At 67.9% G+C, this 18,443-nt stretch carries 19 protein-coding genes; 12 read left to right on the top strand and 7 right to left on the bottom strand.

Features of this window, described 5'->3' with window-relative positions; genetic code table 11:
* The first annotated feature begins 75 nt into the window (after nucleotides 1-75).
* Nucleotides 76-2,202: a M13 family metallopeptidase gene (locus AC1VNM_RS21840; protein WP_377158972.1), complete on the top strand. Its 2,127-nt coding sequence runs from the start codon at nucleotides 76-78 to the stop codon at nucleotides 2,200-2,202.
* A gap of 43 nt (nucleotides 2,203-2,245) precedes the next feature.
* Nucleotides 2,246-3,244 (top strand): hypothetical protein, encoded by a 999-nt coding sequence (locus AC1VNM_RS21835; RefSeq protein WP_483108282.1) that lies wholly within the window; start codon nucleotides 2,246-2,248, stop codon nucleotides 3,242-3,244.
* Here AC1VNM_RS21835 and AC1VNM_RS21830 read toward each other — a convergent pair.
* Entirely contained in the window at nucleotides 3,237-3,608 is a 372-nt protein-coding gene (locus tag AC1VNM_RS21830) for an H-NS histone family protein (protein WP_377158978.1), read from the bottom strand. The two genes, AC1VNM_RS21835 and AC1VNM_RS21830, sit on opposite strands and share 8 nt — an antisense overlap.
* 319 nt (nucleotides 3,609-3,927) lie before the next feature.
* Here AC1VNM_RS21830 and AC1VNM_RS21825 point away from each other — a divergent pair, with 319 nt between their 5' ends.
* Nucleotides 3,928-4,620: a GntR family transcriptional regulator gene (locus AC1VNM_RS21825; protein ID WP_483108281.1), complete on the top strand. Its 693-nt coding sequence runs from the start codon at nucleotides 3,928-3,930 to the stop codon at nucleotides 4,618-4,620.
* 24 nt (nucleotides 4,621-4,644) lie between these two features.
* Here the strand turns inward: AC1VNM_RS21825 and AC1VNM_RS21820 are convergent, their stop codons facing one another.
* Entirely contained in the window at nucleotides 4,645-5,112 is a 468-nt protein-coding gene (locus AC1VNM_RS21820) for an Lrp/AsnC family transcriptional regulator (protein ID WP_483108280.1), read from the bottom strand.
* Between the two features lie 90 nt (nucleotides 5,113-5,202).
* Between AC1VNM_RS21820 and ilvB the strand changes: the two genes are divergently transcribed.
* Entirely contained in the window at nucleotides 5,203-6,936 is a 1,734-nt protein-coding gene (gene ilvB / locus AC1VNM_RS21815; RefSeq protein WP_483108279.1) for a biosynthetic-type acetolactate synthase large subunit, read from the top strand.
* Between the two features lie 143 nt (nucleotides 6,937-7,079).
* On the opposite strand, the gene AC1VNM_RS21810 is transcribed toward ilvB, so the two are convergent.
* Entirely contained in the window at nucleotides 7,080-7,403 is a 324-nt protein-coding gene (locus AC1VNM_RS21810) for a hypothetical protein (RefSeq protein WP_483108278.1), read from the bottom strand.
* A gap of 226 nt (nucleotides 7,404-7,629) precedes the next feature.
* On the opposite strand from AC1VNM_RS21810, the gene AC1VNM_RS21805 reads away from it, so the two are divergent.
* Nucleotides 7,630-7,863 carry a hypothetical protein gene (locus tag AC1VNM_RS21805; protein ID WP_483108277.1) on the top strand — a complete coding sequence of 78 codons (234 nt, stop codon included), beginning with the start codon at nucleotides 7,630-7,632 and terminating at the stop codon, nucleotides 7,861-7,863.
* A 175-nt stretch (nucleotides 7,864-8,038) separates the two neighbouring features.
* Here the strand turns inward: AC1VNM_RS21805 and AC1VNM_RS21800 are convergent, their stop codons facing one another.
* Nucleotides 8,039-9,202 (bottom strand): mandelate racemase/muconate lactonizing enzyme family protein, encoded by a 1,164-nt coding sequence (locus AC1VNM_RS21800; protein WP_377158993.1) that lies wholly within the window; start codon nucleotides 9,200-9,202, stop codon nucleotides 8,039-8,041.
* Between the two features lie 136 nt (nucleotides 9,203-9,338).
* Between AC1VNM_RS21800 and AC1VNM_RS21795 the strand changes: the two genes are divergently transcribed.
* Complete coding sequence (locus AC1VNM_RS21795; RefSeq protein WP_483108276.1) at nucleotides 9,339-10,292, top strand: LysR substrate-binding domain-containing protein; 954 nt, start codon at nucleotides 9,339-9,341, stop codon at nucleotides 10,290-10,292.
* 90 nt (nucleotides 10,293-10,382) lie between these two features.
* The gene (locus tag AC1VNM_RS21790; protein WP_431100856.1) at nucleotides 10,383-11,372 is read left to right on the top strand and encodes a tripartite tricarboxylate transporter substrate-binding protein; all 990 of its coding nucleotides are present in this window, start codon (nucleotides 10,383-10,385) and stop codon (nucleotides 11,370-11,372) included.
* Between the two features lie 48 nt (nucleotides 11,373-11,420).
* Here AC1VNM_RS21790 and AC1VNM_RS21785 read toward each other — a convergent pair whose 3' ends face one another.
* Entirely contained in the window at nucleotides 11,421-12,080 is a 660-nt protein-coding gene (locus AC1VNM_RS21785) for a GntR family transcriptional regulator (protein WP_377159002.1), read from the bottom strand.
* 204 nt (nucleotides 12,081-12,284) lie between these two features.
* Here AC1VNM_RS21785 and pcaC point away from each other — a divergent pair, with 204 nt between their 5' ends.
* The 5 genes from pcaC (at nucleotide 12,285) to AC1VNM_RS21760 (ending at nucleotide 16,947) form a co-directional block, all read left to right on the top strand.
* Nucleotides 12,285-12,683 (top strand): 4-carboxymuconolactone decarboxylase, encoded by a 399-nt coding sequence (gene pcaC / locus AC1VNM_RS21780; protein WP_483108275.1) that lies wholly within the window; start codon nucleotides 12,285-12,287, stop codon nucleotides 12,681-12,683.
* A 12-nt stretch (nucleotides 12,684-12,695) separates the two neighbouring features.
* On the top strand, nucleotides 12,696-13,559 hold the full coding sequence (locus AC1VNM_RS21775; RefSeq protein WP_483108274.1) for an NAD(P)-dependent oxidoreductase: 864 nt from the start codon (nucleotides 12,696-12,698) through the stop codon (nucleotides 13,557-13,559).
* Between the two features lie 4 nt (nucleotides 13,560-13,563).
* Nucleotides 13,564-14,955, top strand: coding sequence for an NAD-dependent succinate-semialdehyde dehydrogenase (locus AC1VNM_RS21770; protein ID WP_377159007.1), 1,392 nt, complete (start codon nucleotides 13,564-13,566; stop codon nucleotides 14,953-14,955).
* A gap of 149 nt (nucleotides 14,956-15,104) precedes the next feature.
* Nucleotides 15,105-16,037 carry a tripartite tricarboxylate transporter substrate-binding protein gene (locus tag AC1VNM_RS21765; RefSeq protein WP_377161676.1) on the top strand — a complete coding sequence of 311 codons (933 nt, stop codon included), beginning with the start codon at nucleotides 15,105-15,107 and terminating at the stop codon, nucleotides 16,035-16,037.
* Nucleotides 16,038-16,149: 112 nt separating this feature from the next.
* Nucleotides 16,150-16,947: a GNAT family N-acetyltransferase gene (locus tag AC1VNM_RS21760; RefSeq protein WP_483108273.1), complete on the top strand. Its 798-nt coding sequence runs from the start codon at nucleotides 16,150-16,152 to the stop codon at nucleotides 16,945-16,947.
* Here the strand turns inward: AC1VNM_RS21760 and AC1VNM_RS21755 are convergent.
* Nucleotides 16,895-17,599 (bottom strand): SDR family oxidoreductase, encoded by a 705-nt coding sequence (locus tag AC1VNM_RS21755; RefSeq protein ID WP_483108272.1) that lies wholly within the window; start codon nucleotides 17,597-17,599, stop codon nucleotides 16,895-16,897. The genes AC1VNM_RS21760 and AC1VNM_RS21755 overlap by 53 nt on opposite strands.
* Nucleotides 17,600-17,700: 101 nt before the next feature.
* The gene (locus tag AC1VNM_RS21750) at nucleotides 17,701-18,330 is read right to left on the bottom strand and encodes a TetR/AcrR family transcriptional regulator (protein WP_483108271.1); all 630 of its coding nucleotides are present in this window, start codon (nucleotides 18,328-18,330) and stop codon (nucleotides 17,701-17,703) included.
* Between the last annotated feature and the right edge of the window lie 113 nt (nucleotides 18,331-18,443).

The following is an 18,443-nucleotide window of genomic DNA, read 5'->3' as shown; positions in this document are numbered from 1 at the left end:
AGGTGTCGTCCGGCACCCTGCAGTGGGAGGCCGCTGGCGGAGAATGCCGGCAGCACACACTCTCCGCTGTCGAGCATGACCTCTCCCCTCCTCGCCCGCACCGCCGCGGCCGCGCTTGTCGCGGCCGTTTCCTTTGGCGCCGCCGCCGACGCGCTGGCGCAGAACGCGACGCCGGCCGCAGCGGCCAGCGCAGGCGTCACCGCGGCGCCGGAAGGGCCGCTCGACCAGTTGCCCTACACGCCGAGTCTCGACACCGCGGCCATGGACCGCAGCGCCGATCCTTGCGAAGACCTCTACCAGTACGCCTGCGGCGGCTGGATGGCCGCCAATCCGATCCCGCCGGACCAGGCGCGCTGGTCGGTCTACGCCAAGATGGCTAACGAGAACCAGCGCTACCTCTGGAGCATCCTGGACAAGCTCTCGGCGGCCGACCCGCAGCGCACGGCGAATCAGGCCCGAATGGGCGACTACTTCGCCGCCTGCATGGACGAGTCCGCCGCCGACCGCCACGCGCTGACGCCGCTGCGCCCGCTGCTGTCGCGCATCGATGCGCTCAAGGACCGGCGCGAACTGCCTGCGCTGCTGGCCGCGCTGCACCTCGCGACCAACAACGAGCGCGTACTCTTCCACTTCACGTCGGGCCAGGACATGGCCGACTCGACGCGCGTGATCGCGTTCGCCTACGCCGGAGGCCTGAGCCTCCCCGACCGCGAGTACTACTTCAAGGCCGACGACAAGTCGCGCGCGTTGCGCGACCAGTTCATCGCGCACGTGGCACGCAGCTTCGAGCTGCTCGGCGACACGCCCGAGGCCGCACGCACGCAGGCCCGGCAGGTGATGGCCCTGGAGACCGCGTTGGCGCGGGCCTCGCTGAGCCGGGTCGACAAGCGCGACCCCTACAAGGGCTTCCATCCGATGAAGGCCGCCGGCCTGCAGGCATTGACGCCGGGCTTCGACTGGGCCGCGTACCAGCGCGGGCTGGGCCTGGACCCGCAGGCGACCTACAACGTCACCGAGCCCGCGTTCTTCAAGGCGCTGTCGAAGGAACTGCGCCAGCGCGACCTCGCGCAACTCCGCAACTACCTGCGTTGGCAGCTGGTCAGCAGCCAGGCGCCGACGCTGTCGGGCGCTGCTGTCCAGGCGAACTTCGAGTTCTTCGGCCAGACGCTGCAAGGCGTGCCGCAGCTGAAGGCCCGCTGGAAGCGCTGCGTCGAGCTGGTCGATGCGCAGCTCGGCGAGGCGCTGGGCCAGGAATTCGTCGCGCGCAACTTCAGCCCCGACCTGAAGGACAAGACGCTGACGATGACCAAGCAGATCGAGGACGCGATGGCCGCGCGCATCCGGTCGCTGAGCTGGATGAGCGAGACGACGAAGCAGCGCGCGCAGGAGAAGCTCCACGCGATCGTCAACAAGGTCGGTTACCCGGACCGCTGGCGCGACTACGGCGCCCTGACGGTGGCGCGCGACGACTTCGCCGGCAACGTGATGCGCGGCAACGACTTCGAGCTCAAGCGTCAGCTCGCCAAGATCGGCAAGCCGCTGGACCGTGGCGAATGGGGCATGACGCCGCAGACGGTCAACGCGTACTACGACGCGCAGATGAACGACATCAACTTCCCTGCCGGCGTGCTGCAGCCACCGCTGTTCGATCCGAAGCTGGACGATGCGCCGAACTACGGCAACACCGGCGGCACGATCGGCCATGAGCTGATCCACGGCTTCGACGACGAAGGCCGGCAGTTCGACGCCAAGGGCAACCTGCGCGACTGGTGGACGAAGAAGGACGGCCAGGCCTTCGAGCAACGCGCGGCCTGCGTGACGAAGCAGTACGCGCAGTACGTGGTCGTCGACGACATCCGCATCAACAGCAAGCTGACGCTGGGCGAGGACCTGGCCGACCTGGGCGGCCTGGTGCTGGCGCACGCGGCGTGGAAGGCGCAGATCGCCGACATGTCGCCGAAGCCGGCGGACCGCGACGGCCTGACGCCGGAGCAGCGCTTCTTCGTCGGGTTCGCACAATGGGACTGCAGTCACGCCCGACCTGAATATGCGCGGGTGCATGCGTTGACTGACCCGCATTCACCGGGGCGCTACCGGATCAACGGCGTCGCCGTGAACATGCCCGAGTTCGAGCAGGCCTTCCGCTGCAAACCGGGGCAGAAGATGGTGAAGCCGGACGCGGAGCGCTGCCGGGTGTGGTGAGGCGGTTTTTCCGCCGAACCACGTGGGTTTGCATGAGTGACTGATGGATGGTCCCGGCCGCGCAACGCGTGCCGGGCCGATGTCTTTCCACTCCATCCGTCAGGCCATGCCCCTCCACCTTCCTCTCCGCACCTTTCAGTCGCCCACGACTGATCCCATCCACGACGATGCGTCGTCGACATCCGGTCCCGCGGACGTGGGGGCTGCGCCTCACGACGTCGATTCGGTGGTGCCATATCGCGCCGGCGCGAAAGAACTGAACTACATCCAGATCGAGTTTCAGAAGCATCCCCTGGGCGGCCGGCGCCTCAAGAAGAAGGCCGACGCCGACGTGCTCTACACCACGATCGACGCCATCCAGACGAAGGCGCTCAAGCTCGCATCACCGGGCATCGATGCGCATCGAGCACCGCCCAAGCCGTGTGCGGGCGGGTTGCGACCGCTACCGCCGCCACGGCCGCTACCGCCGGTACCGCTGCGAGTCCGGACGGCCGCCGCAGAACCGGCGGCGGCGATCCATGCCCCGTCGAAAGCCTCGGCCGTCCCGGCCAAGGACAGGTTGACGCTGGACCAGGCGCGCAAGGCCATGGAGTCCGTCGTCAAGGAAATGGTCCAGGAGTTCGTGACGTCGAATCCCGCGCGCTTCAAGAAATTGACAGGCGCATCGAAGGCGTCCTTCGGTGCTGGCGTTTCAGCGAAGACGCTGGCAGATCGTTTGAGAGGAGCGCGCTTCGAACAATGCGTCGACGCCTATGTCGTGGCTGCCCGTGCGGCGAAGCGCTTCGAGCCCCGGGAGATCCACGAACTGGCCGGAAAGGTCGCATCGATGGCGACCCTTCAGGCGCTCTCCGAGTTGACGAAAGGGCAGAGAAGGGTCTTCGAGCGTCATGCGCGGAACCTGCCCGCGGCGGAACGCGCCCTGCTGGCGTCGGAGCCCATCATGGATTCCATGGCGTGTGCGAACGCGCGCGACGGGGTCCTCCTGGCAATGAAAGACTTCCTGGCCGACAGTGCCACGCCGCGCGCGGTGGTCCTCAGCTGATCAGCAGGTCCTCGGCCGTCTTCCCGGCGGCCAGCGCGTCCTTGAACCAGTTCGGGCGCTTGCCCACGCCGGTCCAGGTGCGACCGGCGCCGTCGTGGTACTTCGGGGCGCCCGCGCTGCGCGAGGCCTTGGCCTTGCGCGGACCCGCGGCGGCTTTCGCGACCTTGCCTGCCTTGGCCGCTCTGCCCCGGCCCGACGACTTCGTCGCGGCCGTGCCGAACAGCTCTTCGGCCGTGAGTCCGTAATGATCGATGGCCTCACGGATGCGCTCGACGACGCCGGAGATCTCCTTCGCGCGCAGCGACTCGGCTTCCTTCTTCAGCTTCTCGATCTGGGACAGGACTTGCTTCAAGGACTTGGCCATTCAACGGGCTCCATTCGGGTGTTTGACATCGGGCATTCGCCTCTAAGTCGCAGACCTCCCGGTCGCGACTGTAGCGCTTGGTGGTCACCGATGCGGAAACAACACAGCGACTTCCTTCGATGCGGGATCGATTCCACTGATTCCGGTAGGGTGCGGCGCGACAAATGCGTCGATGGGGCAGTCGATCCAGCGTCCGAATGCGCATTCATTGCGCTTCAGCAAGAACGCCGATTCAGGGTCGATTCGGCGTGGCAAAGGGCGTTCATCTCTCCGTAGAGTGATCCGTGATTCACCACAGTTCACCGGACGGAGTGCCGCGATGGTTCGTTCCACACACCCGATCAATACGCCGACCTATCTGCGGCTGCGCGACCAGATCCGCAGCGACATCGAGGACGGCTGCTGGCGGCTGGGGCAGCACCTGACGCTGCATGAGCTGAGCGCGCATTACAGCGTCAGCAATGTCCCGGTGCGGGAGGCGCTGCTGCAGCTGCAGGGCGACGGCATGGTGGACATGCGGATGAACAAGGGCGCGGTGGTGCGGGCGGTCGACGCGCGTTTCATCGACGAGTATTTCGATGTCCGCGAGGCGTTGCAGTCCATGCTGCTGGCGCGGGCCTGCCGGACGATGGGAGCGGGCTCGGCGCAGACGCTGTCCGGCGTGAACGCGCTGCTGGGGCCGTTGGAGGACGCCACGCGCGCCGGCCGCGTGCGGGAGCTGCTGGCGGCGGACGAGGCCTTGCAGGATCACCTGGGTCGCCTGGGTGGCAACGACCAGGCGCTGGGCATGCAGGCGTCCCGCGGGCGTTTGCTGGAGGCATTCCGGCGCGCGCGGGTGGCGCTGTGGGCGCCGGAACTCGAGATCCTGGCCGCGCAGGGACGCGCGATGCTGCAGGCGCTGATGCACGCCGATCCCGCCATCGCCAACGAGGCGGTGCGCCGCCACGTGGCGGCGTCGCGCGCCTACATGCTGCGGATGCTGAAGGTGCCGGAATCGCCGGTGCCGAGGTGACGATGTCTCGCGCCGCAGCCATCATCAAAGCGGCAGCGAGCTCGCCTTCAGGCAACGCAGCACGAAGCTCGACTTGCTGTGCCGCACGCCGGGGATCTTGTAGAGCTTCTCGCGCAGCAGCCGCTCGTAGTCACGCGTGTCGCGGACGGACAGGCGCAGCACGTAGTCGTAGTCCCCGGACACGAGATACGCGTCGATCACCTCGGGGATCGCTTCGAGGTGCCGCGCGAACTCCGCCATCGCCGCGTCGGTGTGCTTGTTCAGCGTCAACTGGACGATGAGCTGCTCGGGGCGGCCGATCTTCTCGGCGTTGACCTTCACGGTGTAGCCCTCGATCACGCCCGACTCCTCGAGCCGCTTGATGCGCGTCCAGCACGGGGACGTCGTCAGGCCCACCTCGTCGCTGACTTCCTGAAGGCTGGCCCGCGCATTGCGCTGCAAGGCCCGCAGGATGGCGCGGTCGAACTTGTCGAGCTTGATTTCCTGATCCATGTCGCTTTTGAAGGAAAGTTTGCTGCGATGGCAATTCTAGGAGGCAAGAACGGCAACGCTTCCCGGGAGGGCCCCGGGATACTGACCCGCATGAATGCACTGATCGAAGGCGCCGTGCTGGGCGCCCCTGAAGCCACGACGCGCAACGGCGCGCAGACGCTGCTCGACACACTGGTCGCCTGCGGTATCGACACCGTCTTCGGCTATCCCGGCGGCGCGGTGCTGCCGCTGTATGACGCGCTGCATGGCGAGCCGCGGCTGCGGCACATCCTGGTCCGTCACGAGCAGGCGGCCGTGCACGCCGCCGAGGGCTACGCGCGCAGCACGGGACGCCTGGGCGTGGTGCTGGTGACCTCGGGGCCGGGGATGAGCAACACGACGACGGGGTTGCTGGACGCACTGTGCGACTCGATCCCGGTGCTCTGCATCAGCGGGCAGGTGAACAGCGCCGTGATCGGCACGGATGCGTTCCAGGAGTGCGATGCGTTGGGCATCTCGCGCCCGGTGACGAAGTGGAACGCGCAGTTGCGGCCCGGCGACGATGTGGCGGCGCGCTTGCGGCAGGCCGTGGACATCGCGCGGGGCGGACGGCCGGGGCCCGTCCTGCTGGATGTGCCCAAGGACGTGCAGCTGGCGCCAGCGCGTCAGACCTCGAGCCTGCCGATCAGGACGCTCAGGGAGATGCCGGCCGTGGACGTGCGCGCGGTCGAGCAGGCGGCGGACTGGATCGCGACAGCGCAGCGCCCGGTGTTCTACGGCGGCGGCGGACTGATCAACGCAGGGGACGTGGCCTGCGCGGCGTTTGCGGCCTCGGTCGCGCTGAGCGGCGCGCCCTGCACGCTGACCTTGATGGGGCTCGGAGCGCTGCCTGCGTCATCGCCGCAGTGGTTGGGCATGCTCGGCATGCACGGCACGCTGGAGGCCAACCTGGCGATGCATCACGCCGACCTGATCGTGTGCGCGGGCGCGCGCTTCGACGATCGGGTGACGGGGCGCCTGGACAGCTTCGCCCCCAACGCCCGGGTGATCCATCTGGACGTCGATCCGGCGTCGATCGACAAGGTCCGCCGCGCGGATCTCGCGCTGTGCGGCGATGCACGCGTGCTGTTGCCAAGGCTGCGGCGCGCGCTGGAGCAACGCGCGATGCCGCCGGAACGGCTCGTGGACTGGTGGAGGCGCATCGACGCCTGGCGGTCGCAGCGTTCGCTGGCCTTCGAGGACACGCCGGACGTGATCGCCCCGCAGGCGTTGATGACGCGGCTGCAGGCACAACTCGCCGGCCGCGACGCGATCGTGTCGACCGATGTCGGCCAGCATCAGATGTGGGCGGCGCAGCACCTCGCGTTCGAGCAGCCGCGGCGATGGCTGACTTCGGGCGGCGCAGGCACGATGGGTTACGGCCTGCCCGCGGCGATCGGCGCGCAGGTGGCGCATCCAGAGCGGTTGGTCGTCTGCGTCAGCGGGGATGCGTCGATCCTGATGAACCTCCAGGAGATGGCCACGGCGCGCCAGCATCGCGCGGCGGTCAAGGTCGTGCTGTGCAACAACGGGCACATGGGCATGGTGCGGCAATGGCAGGAGCTCCACCATGGCGAGCGCTACAGCCACAGCTACAACGCGTGCATGCCGGACTTCGTCGCGGTCGCGAAGGGGTTCGGGTGGGAGGCCTTGCGCGTCGATCGCCGGGAGGACCTCGACGCCGCGCTGGCCGAGTGCCTGGCGAGCGACGGTCCGTACTTCCTCGACGTCGCCGTCGCGCCGGCGGAGAACTGCTTCCCGATGATCCCGGCGGGGAAGGGGCATCAGGAGGTGATGCTTCGATAGGAGCGGGTAAGACAGAGCGAGAACCCAAGCCTCCGCTCGCTCATCCGACTCGAAGACGATTGATCCAAGGTCGCGCCAAAAAAACGAACGCCCGGGGCATCCCCGGGCGCTTTTCATTTCCGATCAACCGTTGGAGCCACGCTCTACTGCAGCACGAACTCCAAGATCCGGCAGTATCCGGCGCCGTCTTCCTCGACATACAGCGAGACGTTGCGTCCCTGCGAATACGCCATCAGCAGCGTCGCGATCTTGCCCTTCGAGCCTGAATCGGCCTCGTTGACGAACGCCCAGTTCTGCAGGCAGCCGGCCGAGTCCGGCAGCCCTTGGACGCGGAAGTAGTAGTTGTTCCCGCCGGACACGTAAGGCCCTGCCGGCTTGAAGGCGCCGGTGAATCGGCCCGGGGCAGCATTTGCCATCATCGGCAGCGTCATTGCGGCCAGCGCCAGCATGGCCAAGCCTCGCTTCATCTTTCTCATCACTCTTCCTCCCAGAAGTTGAGCGGCGGATGTTAACGAGACATGTTGACAGGCGGAACCGCTGCGCGCAGGACTCATGTTCCGGACGATGCCAACAATCGATTCCCACCGTGGCACGTCGTTCGACATCACCGAGAGAGGGCTTCCTAGTCAGATGGCTCGAGTAGATTCCCGCCCTGAGCGCGGAAGTGACCGCGCCATTTCTCAGGGAGAAACTGTGAACGGAATTCAGAAATTCTTGCTGGTCACGGGCGTGCTCGCCGTGACGTCGTCGTCCGCACTCGCCGGCACCGGTAGCGGGCGCTTGGTGAATCCCAACTTCATGCCCAACGGCGCGGTGGTCATCTACATCGAAGGCTCGCGCAATGCGCCGCCGACGTGCGCAACCGAAAGCCGCCGTTTCGTGCTCAACGCGGCGACGTCTGCAGGCAGGCGCAACTGGCGGGCCTGATGCTGGCCTACACGCAGGGAAAGACGGTCAACGTGTGGGGGACCAATACCTGCTCGGTGTGGGGTGACACCGAGACGATCGACTTCTTTGCGATCGTTGACGGGCCTTGAGGGAAGATGCCCGAAGGGCAAATCGATCGCTCTTCGGGCACAGCATCTTCAAAGGATCGGGTACCTCAGTCCGACAGTGCCCGCATCACCGCGTAGAGGTCCGACTTCCCCTCGAACCCGATCCCCGGCAGATCCGGCAGCGTGACGTAGGAGTTCTCCACCTTCACCCCATCCGGGAAGCCTCCGAAGGGCTGGAACAGGTCCGGGTAGGACTCGTTGCCGCCCAGGCCCAGGCCGGCCGCGATGTTCAGCGACATCTGGTGCCCGCCGTGCGGCACGCAGCGGCTCGCGGACCAGCCGTGTTCCTTGAGCATGTCCAGCGTGCGCAGGTACTCGACCAGGCCGTAGCTCAGCGCGCAGTCGAACTGCAGCCAGTCGCGGTCCGGCCGCATGCCGCCGTAACGGATCAGGTTGCGCGCGTCCTGCATGGAGAACAGGTTCTCGCCCGTCGCCATCGGATTGGCGTAGTAGTTGCGCAGCGTCGCCTGCAGCTCGAAGTCCAGCGGATCGCCGGCTTCCTCGTACCAGAACAGGTCGTACTTCGACAGCGCCTTCGCATACGCGATCGCCGTGTCCAGGTCGAAGCGCCCGTTGGCGTCGACGCACAGCTTCTGCCCGTCGCCCAGCACGCTCAGGATCGAATCGATGCGGCGCAGGTCCTCGTCCAGTGACGCGCCGCCGATCTTCTTCTTCACCACCGAGTAGCCGCGGTCGATGTAGCTGCGCATCTCGTCCTTGAGCTTGCCGTGGTCCTGGCCCGGGTAGTAGTAGCCGCCCGCGGCATAGACGAAGACCTTGCGGTCCGGCGTGCCGGTGCCGTAGCGCTCGGCCAGCAGCTGGAACAGCGGCTTGCCTTCGATCTTCGCGACCGCGTCCCACACCGCCATGTCGATGGTGCCGATGGCGACGGAGCGCTCGCCGTGACCGCCGGGCTTCTCGTTGGTGAACATCGCGTCCCAGACCTTGTGGGCGTCGAGGATGCCGCGGCTGTCCAGCAGCGAATCGGGATCGGCCTCGAGGATGCGCGGGATGAAGCGCTCTCGCATCAGCGTGCCCTGGCCGTAGCGGCCGTTGGAGTTGAAGCCGTAGCCCACCACCGGCTTGCCGTCGCGGATCACATCCGTGATGACCGCCACGAGGCTCAGGGTCATCTTGCTAAAGTCGATGTAGGCGTTGCGGATGGGGCTGCTGATTGGCAGCGTCTTTTCTCGGATCTCGACGATCTTCACGGGGAACTCCACTTCAGGTTGGCTCGAATGGGTCGCATGATCCCGCCGCACCCCCTCGCGAGGCCAATTCAGTTTTCTTAGCTTTTGATGCCTTGCGGGCACCGCCCCCTCGCCCCCTGCTTCCACCCCCACCACCATGACCCTGAACCTGAGCTGGATCGATGACTTCATGGTGCTGGCCGCCAGCGGCAACTTCTCGCGCGCGGCGGAAGAGCGCCACATGACGCAGCCCGCCTTCAGCCGGCGCATCCGCGCGCTGGAGGAGTGGCTGGGCACGGATCTCTTCGATCGCAGCTCCCAGCCCGCGCGGCTGACCGACGCAGGCGTGTGGTTCCGAAAGACCGCCCAGGAGCTGCAGGCGCACGTCGCCCGCGTCCCCGGCGAGGCGCGCGCCATCGCGGAAGCCAGCTCGCAGACGCTGCGCTTCGCGGCGACGCATGCGCTGTCGTTCTCGTTCATGCCGCGCTGGCTGCGCGCGCTGGAAGCCCGCACCAGCGTCGGTCCGGTGAACCTCGTCTCCGACACCCAGCAGAAATGCGAGGCGCTGCTGCTGCAGAGCCAGGTGCAGTTCGTGCTGGCGCATGGGCACCGGCAGGTGCAGGGGCCGTTGGACGAGGCGGCGTTCGCCCGCGTGGTCGTCGGCCAGGATGAACTGCTGCCGGTCTGCGCGCCCGATGCGGACGGTGGGCCGGCGCATCCGCTCGAATCCGGGAAGGGATCGAAGGGGGCCGCGGTACCGCTGCTCGCCTACAGCTCGGAGTCCGGGCTGGGTCGCATCCTGCGCGAGGTCAAGGGCACGGCGCTGGACCGGCTCAACGTGCAACCGGTGTTCACGGCGCATCTGGCGTCGGTGTTGCGCACGATGGCGCTGGACGGCCGCGGTGTGGCCTGGCTGCCGAAGATCCTCATCGGCGACGACCTCTCCGCTGGGCGGCTGGTGGTCGCCGGGGGCAAGGACTGGCACCTGGACCTCGACATCCGGCTGCATCGCGATCGCGGCGCGATGGGCGCGGCGGCGGAGACGTTCTGGGCGGCGGTGGCCGGCGGTGCCGGCGCGGCATCAAAGCCAACAAATCCGGCATTGGTGTGAAGCGGCGCGGGTCTCGATGATCGGCACAGGCCGGGGCGGTCGCCTCGGGCTGAGCCACAGATCCCATCAGAGGACATCGAGGAGACACGCATGGACAAGATCCGCAGGCGGCTGGCGTTGACCGGCATCGCGGTGGCGCTGGGCGTCGTGACGACGCTGGCGCGCGCCGAATTCCCGGACAAGCCGGTGACGCTGATCGTGCCGTTCGCGGCCGGCGGGCCGTCGGACAAGATCGCCCGCGACCTGGCCGAGGCGCTGCGCAAGAAGCTCGGCCAGACGGTCATCGTCGAGAACGTCGGCGGCGCGGGCGGCACGCTGGGCACCTCGCGCGTGGCCAAGGCGCCGCCGGACGGCTACACGCTGCTGGTGCACCACATCGGCTTCGCGACCGCGCCGTCGCTCTACCGCAAGCTGCCCTACAAGGGCATCGACGACTTCGCCTTCCTCGGCCTGATCAACGAGGCGCCGTCCACGCTGATCGCCAAGCCGTCGATGCCGGCCAAGACCTTCGACGAGCTGCGCAAGGTCATCGCGGCCGACCCGTCGAAGATCAACCTCGCGCATGCCGGCGTGGGCTCCGCGTCGCAGCTGTGCGGGCTGATGCTGCAGTCGGCGTTGAAGACCAACCTGACCTCGGTGCCGTACAAGGGCACCGGCCCGGCGATGACCGACCTGATGGGCGGCCAGGTCGACCTCATGTGCGAGCAGGCCACCAACGCCGTGCCGCAGATCGAGGGCGGCAAGGTCAAGGCCTACGCGGTGACCAGCACGCAGCGGATGTCGCTGCCGGCGCTGGCCGCGTTGCCGACGCTGTCGGAGGCCGGGCTGAAGGATTTCAGCGTGACTGTCTGGCACGGGCTCTACGCGCCGAAGGACACGCCCGCGCCCGTGCTGAAGAAGCTCAACGACGCGCTGAAGGCCGCGTTGAAGGACCCGGACCTGGTCAAGCGTTCGGAGGCGCTCGGCATCAGCGTCGTCAACGACGGCCGGCTCGAACCGGCCGGCCACAAGCACTTCGTCGAGACCGAAGTCGCGCGCTGGAAGAAGGTGATCGAGGCGTCGGGGCAGTACGCGGATTGATCGCCGATTGACGCCCACTGCCGCTCCCAAAGGGAGCGGTGGTAGCCCTCAACCCATGCTGCGGAGCACGTTCTCCGCCGCCTGCTTCACATGCTCGCCGCACAACCGCGCGGCGAGCTCGCCGTCGCGCTGCTCGATCGCCGTGACGATCGCATCGAGCTCCCGCAGCGTCTCGGGCAACCGCCCCGGCTGCGCCATCGAGATGCGGCGCAGCACCGTCACGCGGTTGTTCAGCTGCTTCAGCATCTGCCCCGCCACGGTGTTGCCGCAGCCCTCGACCAGGATGTCGTAGAACTGGTTCTTGATCGTGAGGATCCGGGCCCGGTCGCCGGCGGCATGCGCCTGCGCGAGCTCGGTCAGCTTGGCGCGCAGCGCCGCCCGCTGGGGGTCCGACGCGTTCGTCGCGAAGCCACGTCCGGCCAGGCTCTCCAGGCTGGCGCGGACCTCGTAGATCTCGCGCACCTCGTCGCGCGAGATGCTGGTCACCTCCGGCCCGCGGTGCGGAATGATCGTGATGAGCCCCTCGGCCTGCAGGTGCTGCAGCGACTCCCGCACGCAGGAGCGGCTGACGTCCAGGCTCTCGCAGAGCTCCCGCTCCGACAGCTTCTGACCCGGCGCGAGCACGCCGTCCAGGATGGCGGTGCGCAGCGCCTGGGTGGCGCGCTGGCGCAGTGACGTCTCTTCGCGGGCAACTTTGACGAGGCTCATGAGCCGGATCCTACCTGTGGGCGGGCGATGTCCAGACGGACAGATCACCTGATGTTCATACAGACGGATTGTCATACAACACGTCCGCCGCGCTTTCAATCCTCGTATTCCTAGTGTCGGATTGTCAGACAATCCGACTACATTGAGCCATCGACCGGCCGCAGACGGCTCGTCTCGTCCCCACCCCATCACCAGGAGTTTCCGATGACCCGTGCGTACGCCCCGAAGAACCAGGCCCTGTTCGACCAAGGTCTCTCGACCCGCCGCGAGGTGCTCGGCGCCGAGTACGTCGACGCCTCGATCAAGAACGCCACGGACTTCAACATCGACATGCAGGAGCTGGTCACGCAGTACTGCTGGGGCGACGTGTGGAACCGACCGGGGCTGGACCGCCGCACGCGCTCCTTCCTGAACCTGGCCATGATCACCGCGCTGAACCGCCCGCACGAGCTGAAGCTGCATGTGCGCGGCGCCATCAACAACGGCCTGACCCGCGACGAGATCAAGGAGGTCTTCTTGCAGGCGGCGATCTACTGCGGCGTGCCGGCGGCGATCGACTCGTTCCGGGTCGCCGCCGAGGTGTTCAAGGACATGGACGCCTGAGGAGCCGCCGCCATGACCCGCATCGGATTCATCGGCCTGGGCATGATGGGCACGCCCATGGCCCACCTGCTGCACGCCGCCGGCCACGAGCTGGTCGTGCAGGACGCCCGGCCGGAGGTCGCCCGGGCCTTCGCTGACGCCCACGCCGGCGCGCGCATCGCCAGCGGCGCCTCGGACTTCGCGGCCTGCGAGGTCCTCGTGACCATGCTGCCGAACTCGGACATCGTCGACGCCGTCGTGGGGCCGCTGGCCGCGCAACTCCAGCGCGGCGCGGTGGTGGTGGAGATGAGCTCCGCCGATCCCAATCGCACCCGCGCGCTCGCCGAGCGTCTGGGCGAGGCCGGCATCACGCTGATCGATGCGCCGGTCTCGGGCGGCGTCAAGAAGGCCGTGGCGGGCACGCTCGCCATCATGGTGGGCGGCGACGTCCCCGCCTTCGAGCGGGTGCGTCCGGTGCTGGAGACGATGGGCAAGGCCATCACCCATGTCGGCCCGGTCGGCGCCGGCCATGCGCTGAAGGCGCTGAACAACTACGTGTCCGCCGCCGCGCTGATCGCCACCGCGGAAGCGATCCATGTGGGCGAGGCCTTCGGCATCGACCCGGCCACGATCGTCGATGTGATCCAGGCCTCGACCGGGCGGAACAACACGACCGAGAACAAGGCCCACCAGTTCATGCTGAACGGTGCGTTCAACTCGGGCTTCTCGCTGGCGCTGCAGGCGAAGGATGTGGGCATCGCCGCGTCGCTGGGCCGCGCGATGGGCCTGCCGATGGCCCTGGCGCAGGACGTGTACGCGATGACCGCGGAGGCCTCCGAATCGCTCGGCCCGGCCGCGGATCACACCGAGCTCTTCCGCTTCGTCGGCAGGGCCTGACGCGATGAGCGCTTCCTTCGACGTCGTCAACCCCGCGACCGGCGAGCGCGTCGCGCAGGTGCGCAAGGCCTCGGCGCCAGAGGCGCAGGCGGCCATCGAGGCGGCGCGCATCGCACAGGTCGATTGGCGGCGGCGCGGCGGTCACGCCCGCGCCGAGGTGCTGCAGCGTTGGTTCGAGCTCGTCATCGCGAAGACCGACGAACTGGCACGCGTCATGGTCTCCGAGCAAGGCAAGCCGCTGGCGGAAGCGCGCGCCGAGATCGTCTATGCCGCGAGCTACATCCGCTTCTACGCCGAGGAGGCGCGGCGCTTGCATGGCGAGACGATCCCGGCCTCGTCGCCGGATCGGCGGCAGCTCGTCGTGCGCGAGCCGGTGGGCGTCTGCGCCGCGATCACGCCGTGGAACTTCCCCGCCGCGATGATCACGCGCAAGGTGGCGCCGGCGCTCGCGGCCGGCTGCACGATGGTGCTGAAGCCGTCGGAGCTGACGCCGCTGACCGCATTGCGACTCGCGGAACTCGCGCTCGACGCCGGCCTCCCGGTCGGCGTGCTGAACGTCGTCATCGGTGATGCCGTCGAGATCGGCGCGGCGCTCACGTCGTCGCCGACGGTGCGGATGCTCAGCTTCACCGGCTCCACGCCGGTGGGCCGCCTGCTGATGGCGCAATGCGCGCCGACGGTGAAGAAGCTCGGTCTGGAGCTCGGCGGCAATGCGCCGTTCATCGTCTTCGACGATGCGGACCTCGACGCGGCGGTGGAGGGCGCGATCGCCTCCAAGTTCCGCAACGCCGGCCAGACCTGTGTCTGCGCCAACCGGCTCTTCGTGCAGCGCGGCATCTACGAGGACTTCGCGGCGCGGCTGATCCAGCGTGTCCGCGCGCTGCGGACCGGCAACGGCCTGGAAGAAGGCGTGACGCAAGGTCCGCTGATCAACGAGGCGGCGCGGCGCAAGGCGCTGTCGCACGTGCGCGATGCGCTGGACCGCGGCGCACGCCTGGGCACAGGCGGCCAGGCGATCGACGGACCCGGCTGGTTCATGCAACCGACCGTGCTGCTCGACGTGAAGGCGGGCATGCGCTGCCTGGACGAGGAGACCTTCGGTCCCGTCGCGCCGCTGGTGGCCTTCGACACCGAAGCGGAGGCGATCACCTGGGCCAACGCGAGCGAGTTCGGCCTGGCGAGCTACTTCTACTCGCGCGATGTCGCGCGCTGCTTCCGCGTTGCGGAGGCGATCGAGTCGGGGATGGTCGGCATCAACACCGGCGCGATCTCGAGCGAGACGGTGCCGTTCGGCGGCATCAAGCAATCCGGGCTGGGGCGCGAAGGCTCCCGGCACGGCCTGGACGAATACACCGAGCTGAAGCTGATGAGCTTCGGCGGCATCGGCGCGGCCTGACGGCTCGCGTCGAGGCGCATTTCATTTCCTGCATCGACAGACACGCAGCGGCCGGCGATGGACCGGAGGCGCACTTCCTTACCCCCTTGGAGCGAGACATGCGAAAGATTGCGAAGAAGGTCCTGACCGTCACGGTGACGACGGTATCGATGGCGTTGGCCACGGCGGCGTCCGCCGCGTATCCGGACAAGCCGATCACGATGGTGATTCCCTATGCGACGGGCGGCTCCACCGACGTGATCGGCCGGCTGATCGCCGAAGCGATGACGCGCGACCTGGGCCAGCAGGTGATCGTGGAGAACGCGGGTGGCGCCGGCGGCACGATCGGCACGGCCAAGGTGGCGCGGGCGCCGGCTGACGGCTACACGGTGCTGCTGCACAACATGGGCATCGCGACGGCGCCGGCGCTGTATCCGAAGCTGCCGTTCGATGCCACGAAAGACCTGGTGCCGATCAGCCTGGCGGGTGACGTGCCGATGATCCTGGTGGGGAACAAGGACTTCGCGCCGGCGACGGTCGCCGAGGTCATCAAGCAGATGAAGGCCAAGCCCGGCGAGGTGCGGTTCGCGCATGCGGGCGTCGGCGCGACCTCGCATCTCTGCGCGATGCTGTTCAGCCAGACCACGAACACCACGGTGACGATGGTGCCGTACCGCGGCACCGGTCCGGCGCTTCAGGATGTGATCGCCGGCAATGTCGACCTGATCTGCGACCAGCCGGTGGCGACGGGCCCGCACGTGGCCTCGGGGGCGCTCAAGGCGTATGCGATGGCGACCAAGGCGCGCGTGTCGCAGCTGCCGAACGTTCCCACCTTCGCCGAAGGCGGCCTGCCTGGCTTCGAGCTGGCCGTGTGGCACGGGGTCTATGCGCCGAAGGGCACGCCCGCGGCGGTCGTGACGCGCCTGAACACGGCGCTGCGTCATGCGCTGGTGGATCCCAACGTCGTGAAGCGCTTCCAGGAGATGGGCGTCGTCCCGCCGCAAGGCGACCGCCTCAAGCCGCAGGCGCTCGGCACGCAGACGGCCGCCGAGATCAAGAAGTGGGATCCGGTGATCAAGGCGGCCGGCGCGAAGGCGGAGTGATCACGCAACAGGGCGGCGTCGGGCGAGGAGAAACCGGCGCGTCGTGAATGACCGCCGGGATGTCGCGGCCGACGGTGGCGCCACGACCGCTGACCGCCTAGAGTGCTGGCGCATGAACATCGCGCCGACTTCCCCTGTCCCTCAGCCTCCCGACGACTCGCCGCTCGATCATGTGGTCTGGCATGCGCTCACCAGCCGTCAAACCTCGTTGGCCGTCAGCGAGGGTGATGCCCGACGATTCCTGCCGGACGTCGCCCCCTTCGGAGCGATCCGCCCGCCGTCGAACGGCTCGCCTGAACTACTGTCGGCACTGCTGCGCGTCGGATCTCCCGTCGTCCTCGTGACGGCGGAGGACGAACGTCCGTTCGGCGGCATCGTGCCGATCAAGCGGGCGCCGGTCGACCAGATGGTGCTGGTGGATGCATCGGCGCTGGCGCCCGTGCCGGACATCGAGACGCTGACGCTCGGTGCCACGGACGTGTCGGACATCCTCGAGCTCGTGCGTGCGACGCAGCCCGGGCCCTTCGGGCTCCGCACCCTCGAGCTGGGCCGCTACATCGGCGTCCGGCTGGAGGGGCGGCTGGTGGCGCTGTCGGGAGAGCGGATGAAGGTGCCTGGCTTCACCGAAGTCAGCGCGGTCTGCGTCGACCCCTCGTGTCGTGGCCGCGGCTTTGCCGCGTCTCTGATGAAGGCGGTCGCGCAGGGCATCTTCGACCGTGGTGAGACGCCCTTCCTGCACGTGTTCAGCGACAACGTCACGGCGATCGCGCTCTACGAGCGCCTGGGCTTCCGCCTGCGACGCCGGTTCAGCGTGAACTTCTTCGACGCGTCGAGCGCCCTTGCGGCACCCGGCACGCTCAGCGCGCCAGCGGATCCATCAGGTACACCCCGTCCGACAGCGCCTTCTTGACCTGGCGCGTCGAGTCGTCGACGGTGATCTCGACGGCGCCCTGTTCGATCCCATCGAGCGAATCTCGCACCACGTCTTCGGGACGGGCCTTGGGCACGTCGAAGTCCCGGATCATGTCCGTGTCGATGAAGCCGCCGTGGAAGCCGGCGACCAACGTGCCCTGCGGCGCGAGCTCGGCACGCAGGCTGTTGGTCAGCGCCCAGGCCGCGGCCTTGCTGACGCCGTAGGCGCCGAGCATCGGCGTGTTCACCCAGCTGAGGATGGACAGCATGTTCAGGATCGCGCCGCCGCCGTTGCGGCCCAACACCGGCGCGAACTCGCGTGCGACATGGAAGATGCCGAACAGATTGGTCTCGAGCTGCTCACGCAGGACGATCTCGGCGTTGTCGCTCGCGATCCCGCCGACCCGGCCGATGCCGGCGTTGTTGATCAGCAGCGTGACGTCGCCGCAGGCGCGTGCCGCAGCAGCGGCCTGCACGGGCTTGGTCACATCGAGCTGCACCGGCACGACGCCGGGCAGCGTGATGGTCGAGACGTCGCGCGCCGCCGCGTAGACCTTCTTCGCGCCGCGGGCCAGCGCCTGTTTCGCGAATTCGAGCCCGAGGCCCCGGTTCGCACCGGTGATGAAGACGACGGCATCCTTGATCTGCATGGAACTTCCTTCTGCGCCGCAGCGCGTTGATTTCATATGACGCACGTCATATATATAGGCAAAGAGAAGGGACCCGAGCGTCCCTGAACGAAAAACAGGAATCAGCGCACTGGGCGTGCGGACCGTGCCGGCTGCGCGGCTTCGGTGTGTTGAGCCAGCAGTGAGCGCTTCGTGCTGGCGAGGATGGCGAGCGCCTGGTCCCTGTCGCCGACGGCGCGGGCCAGTTGCAAGGCGCCGATCAGCGTTGCGGCGATCGGCCAGGCGGCCTCTGCGGGAGCGTCAGGCCCCAGCGCCTCCGAGACCATCCGCTGAAGCTGCAACACGAGGCCACGTCCTTCGTCCTGGACGGCGCTCGATTGGCGAGGCATCTCCGAGACCAGCGCGGCGACGGGGCATCCGCACTCGATGTTGTCGAGGCCGGCCTCATGCAGATAGGTTTCCATCACCGCGCGAAACGGCGGGACGCCCGCGGCGATGAGGCGGTCGACATGCCCTTGATGGACCTGCCGGCTGTCTTGCCCGGCGCGCACTGCGGCGGCGATCAGCAGATCGTCGCGGGACGGGAAATGCGCATAGAAGCCGCCGTGCGTCAGCCCGGCCTGCTTCATCACGTCCGCCACGCCCACGCCGTCGAAGCCGGCGCGCCGGACGGTGCGGGAGGCGACGTCGAGGATGCGGTCGCGGGATTCTTCCTTGCGGGTGGAACGGGAAGAGGAGGACGAGGCGCTCATGGGGCGAAGATTAATATGATCATAATCATATGTCAATCGACCTGCCTCGACCTGCCTCGACCTGCCTCGACCTGCCGGTGACCGTCTGCCGACAGACCGCTCTTCTGCGGCGA

Source organism: Mitsuaria sp. MSU3D (assembly GCF_056867975.1).
The sequence above is the reverse complement of the archived record's forward strand: the minus strand, read 5'-3'. Positions and strand labels throughout refer to the sequence as shown.

Bases quoted from the DNA above. Each gene is read 5' to 3' on its own strand.
- AC1VNM_RS21840 (WP_377158972.1), top strand. From the start codon at position 76: ATGACCTCTCCCCTCCTCGCCCGCACCGCCGCGGCCGCGCTTGTCGCG.
- AC1VNM_RS21835 (WP_483108282.1), top strand. From the start codon at position 2,246: ATGGATGGTCCCGGCCGCGCAACGCGTGCCGGGCCGATGTCTTTCCAC.
- AC1VNM_RS21830 (WP_377158978.1), bottom strand. From the start codon at position 3,608: ATGGCCAAGTCCTTGAAGCAAGTCCTGTCCCAGATCGAGAAGCTGAAG.
- AC1VNM_RS21825 (WP_483108281.1), top strand. From the start codon at position 3,928: ATGGTTCGTTCCACACACCCGATCAATACGCCGACCTATCTGCGGCTG.
- AC1VNM_RS21820 (WP_483108280.1), bottom strand. From the start codon at position 5,112: ATGGATCAGGAAATCAAGCTCGACAAGTTCGACCGCGCCATCCTGCGG.
- ilvB (WP_483108279.1), top strand. From the start codon at position 5,203: ATGAATGCACTGATCGAAGGCGCCGTGCTGGGCGCCCCTGAAGCCACG.
- AC1VNM_RS21810 (WP_483108278.1), bottom strand. From the start codon at position 7,403: ATGAAGCGAGGCTTGGCCATGCTGGCGCTGGCCGCAATGACGCTGCCG.
- AC1VNM_RS21795 (WP_483108276.1), top strand. From the start codon at position 9,339: ATGACCCTGAACCTGAGCTGGATCGATGACTTCATGGTGCTGGCCGCC.
- AC1VNM_RS21790 (WP_431100856.1), top strand. From the start codon at position 10,383: ATGGACAAGATCCGCAGGCGGCTGGCGTTGACCGGCATCGCGGTGGCG.
- AC1VNM_RS21785 (WP_377159002.1), bottom strand. From the start codon at position 12,080: ATGAGCCTCGTCAAAGTTGCCCGCGAAGAGACGTCACTGCGCCAGCGC.
- pcaC (WP_483108275.1), top strand. From the start codon at position 12,285: ATGACCCGTGCGTACGCCCCGAAGAACCAGGCCCTGTTCGACCAAGGT.
- AC1VNM_RS21775 (WP_483108274.1), top strand. From the start codon at position 12,696: ATGACCCGCATCGGATTCATCGGCCTGGGCATGATGGGCACGCCCATG.
- AC1VNM_RS21770 (WP_377159007.1), top strand. From the start codon at position 13,564: ATGAGCGCTTCCTTCGACGTCGTCAACCCCGCGACCGGCGAGCGCGTC.
- AC1VNM_RS21765 (WP_377161676.1), top strand. From the start codon at position 15,105: ATGGCGTTGGCCACGGCGGCGTCCGCCGCGTATCCGGACAAGCCGATC.
- AC1VNM_RS21760 (WP_483108273.1), top strand. From the start codon at position 16,150: ATGAACATCGCGCCGACTTCCCCTGTCCCTCAGCCTCCCGACGACTCG.
- AC1VNM_RS21755 (WP_483108272.1), bottom strand. From the start codon at position 17,599: ATGCAGATCAAGGATGCCGTCGTCTTCATCACCGGTGCGAACCGGGGC.
- AC1VNM_RS21750 (WP_483108271.1), bottom strand. From the start codon at position 18,330: ATGAGCGCCTCGTCCTCCTCTTCCCGTTCCACCCGCAAGGAAGAATCC.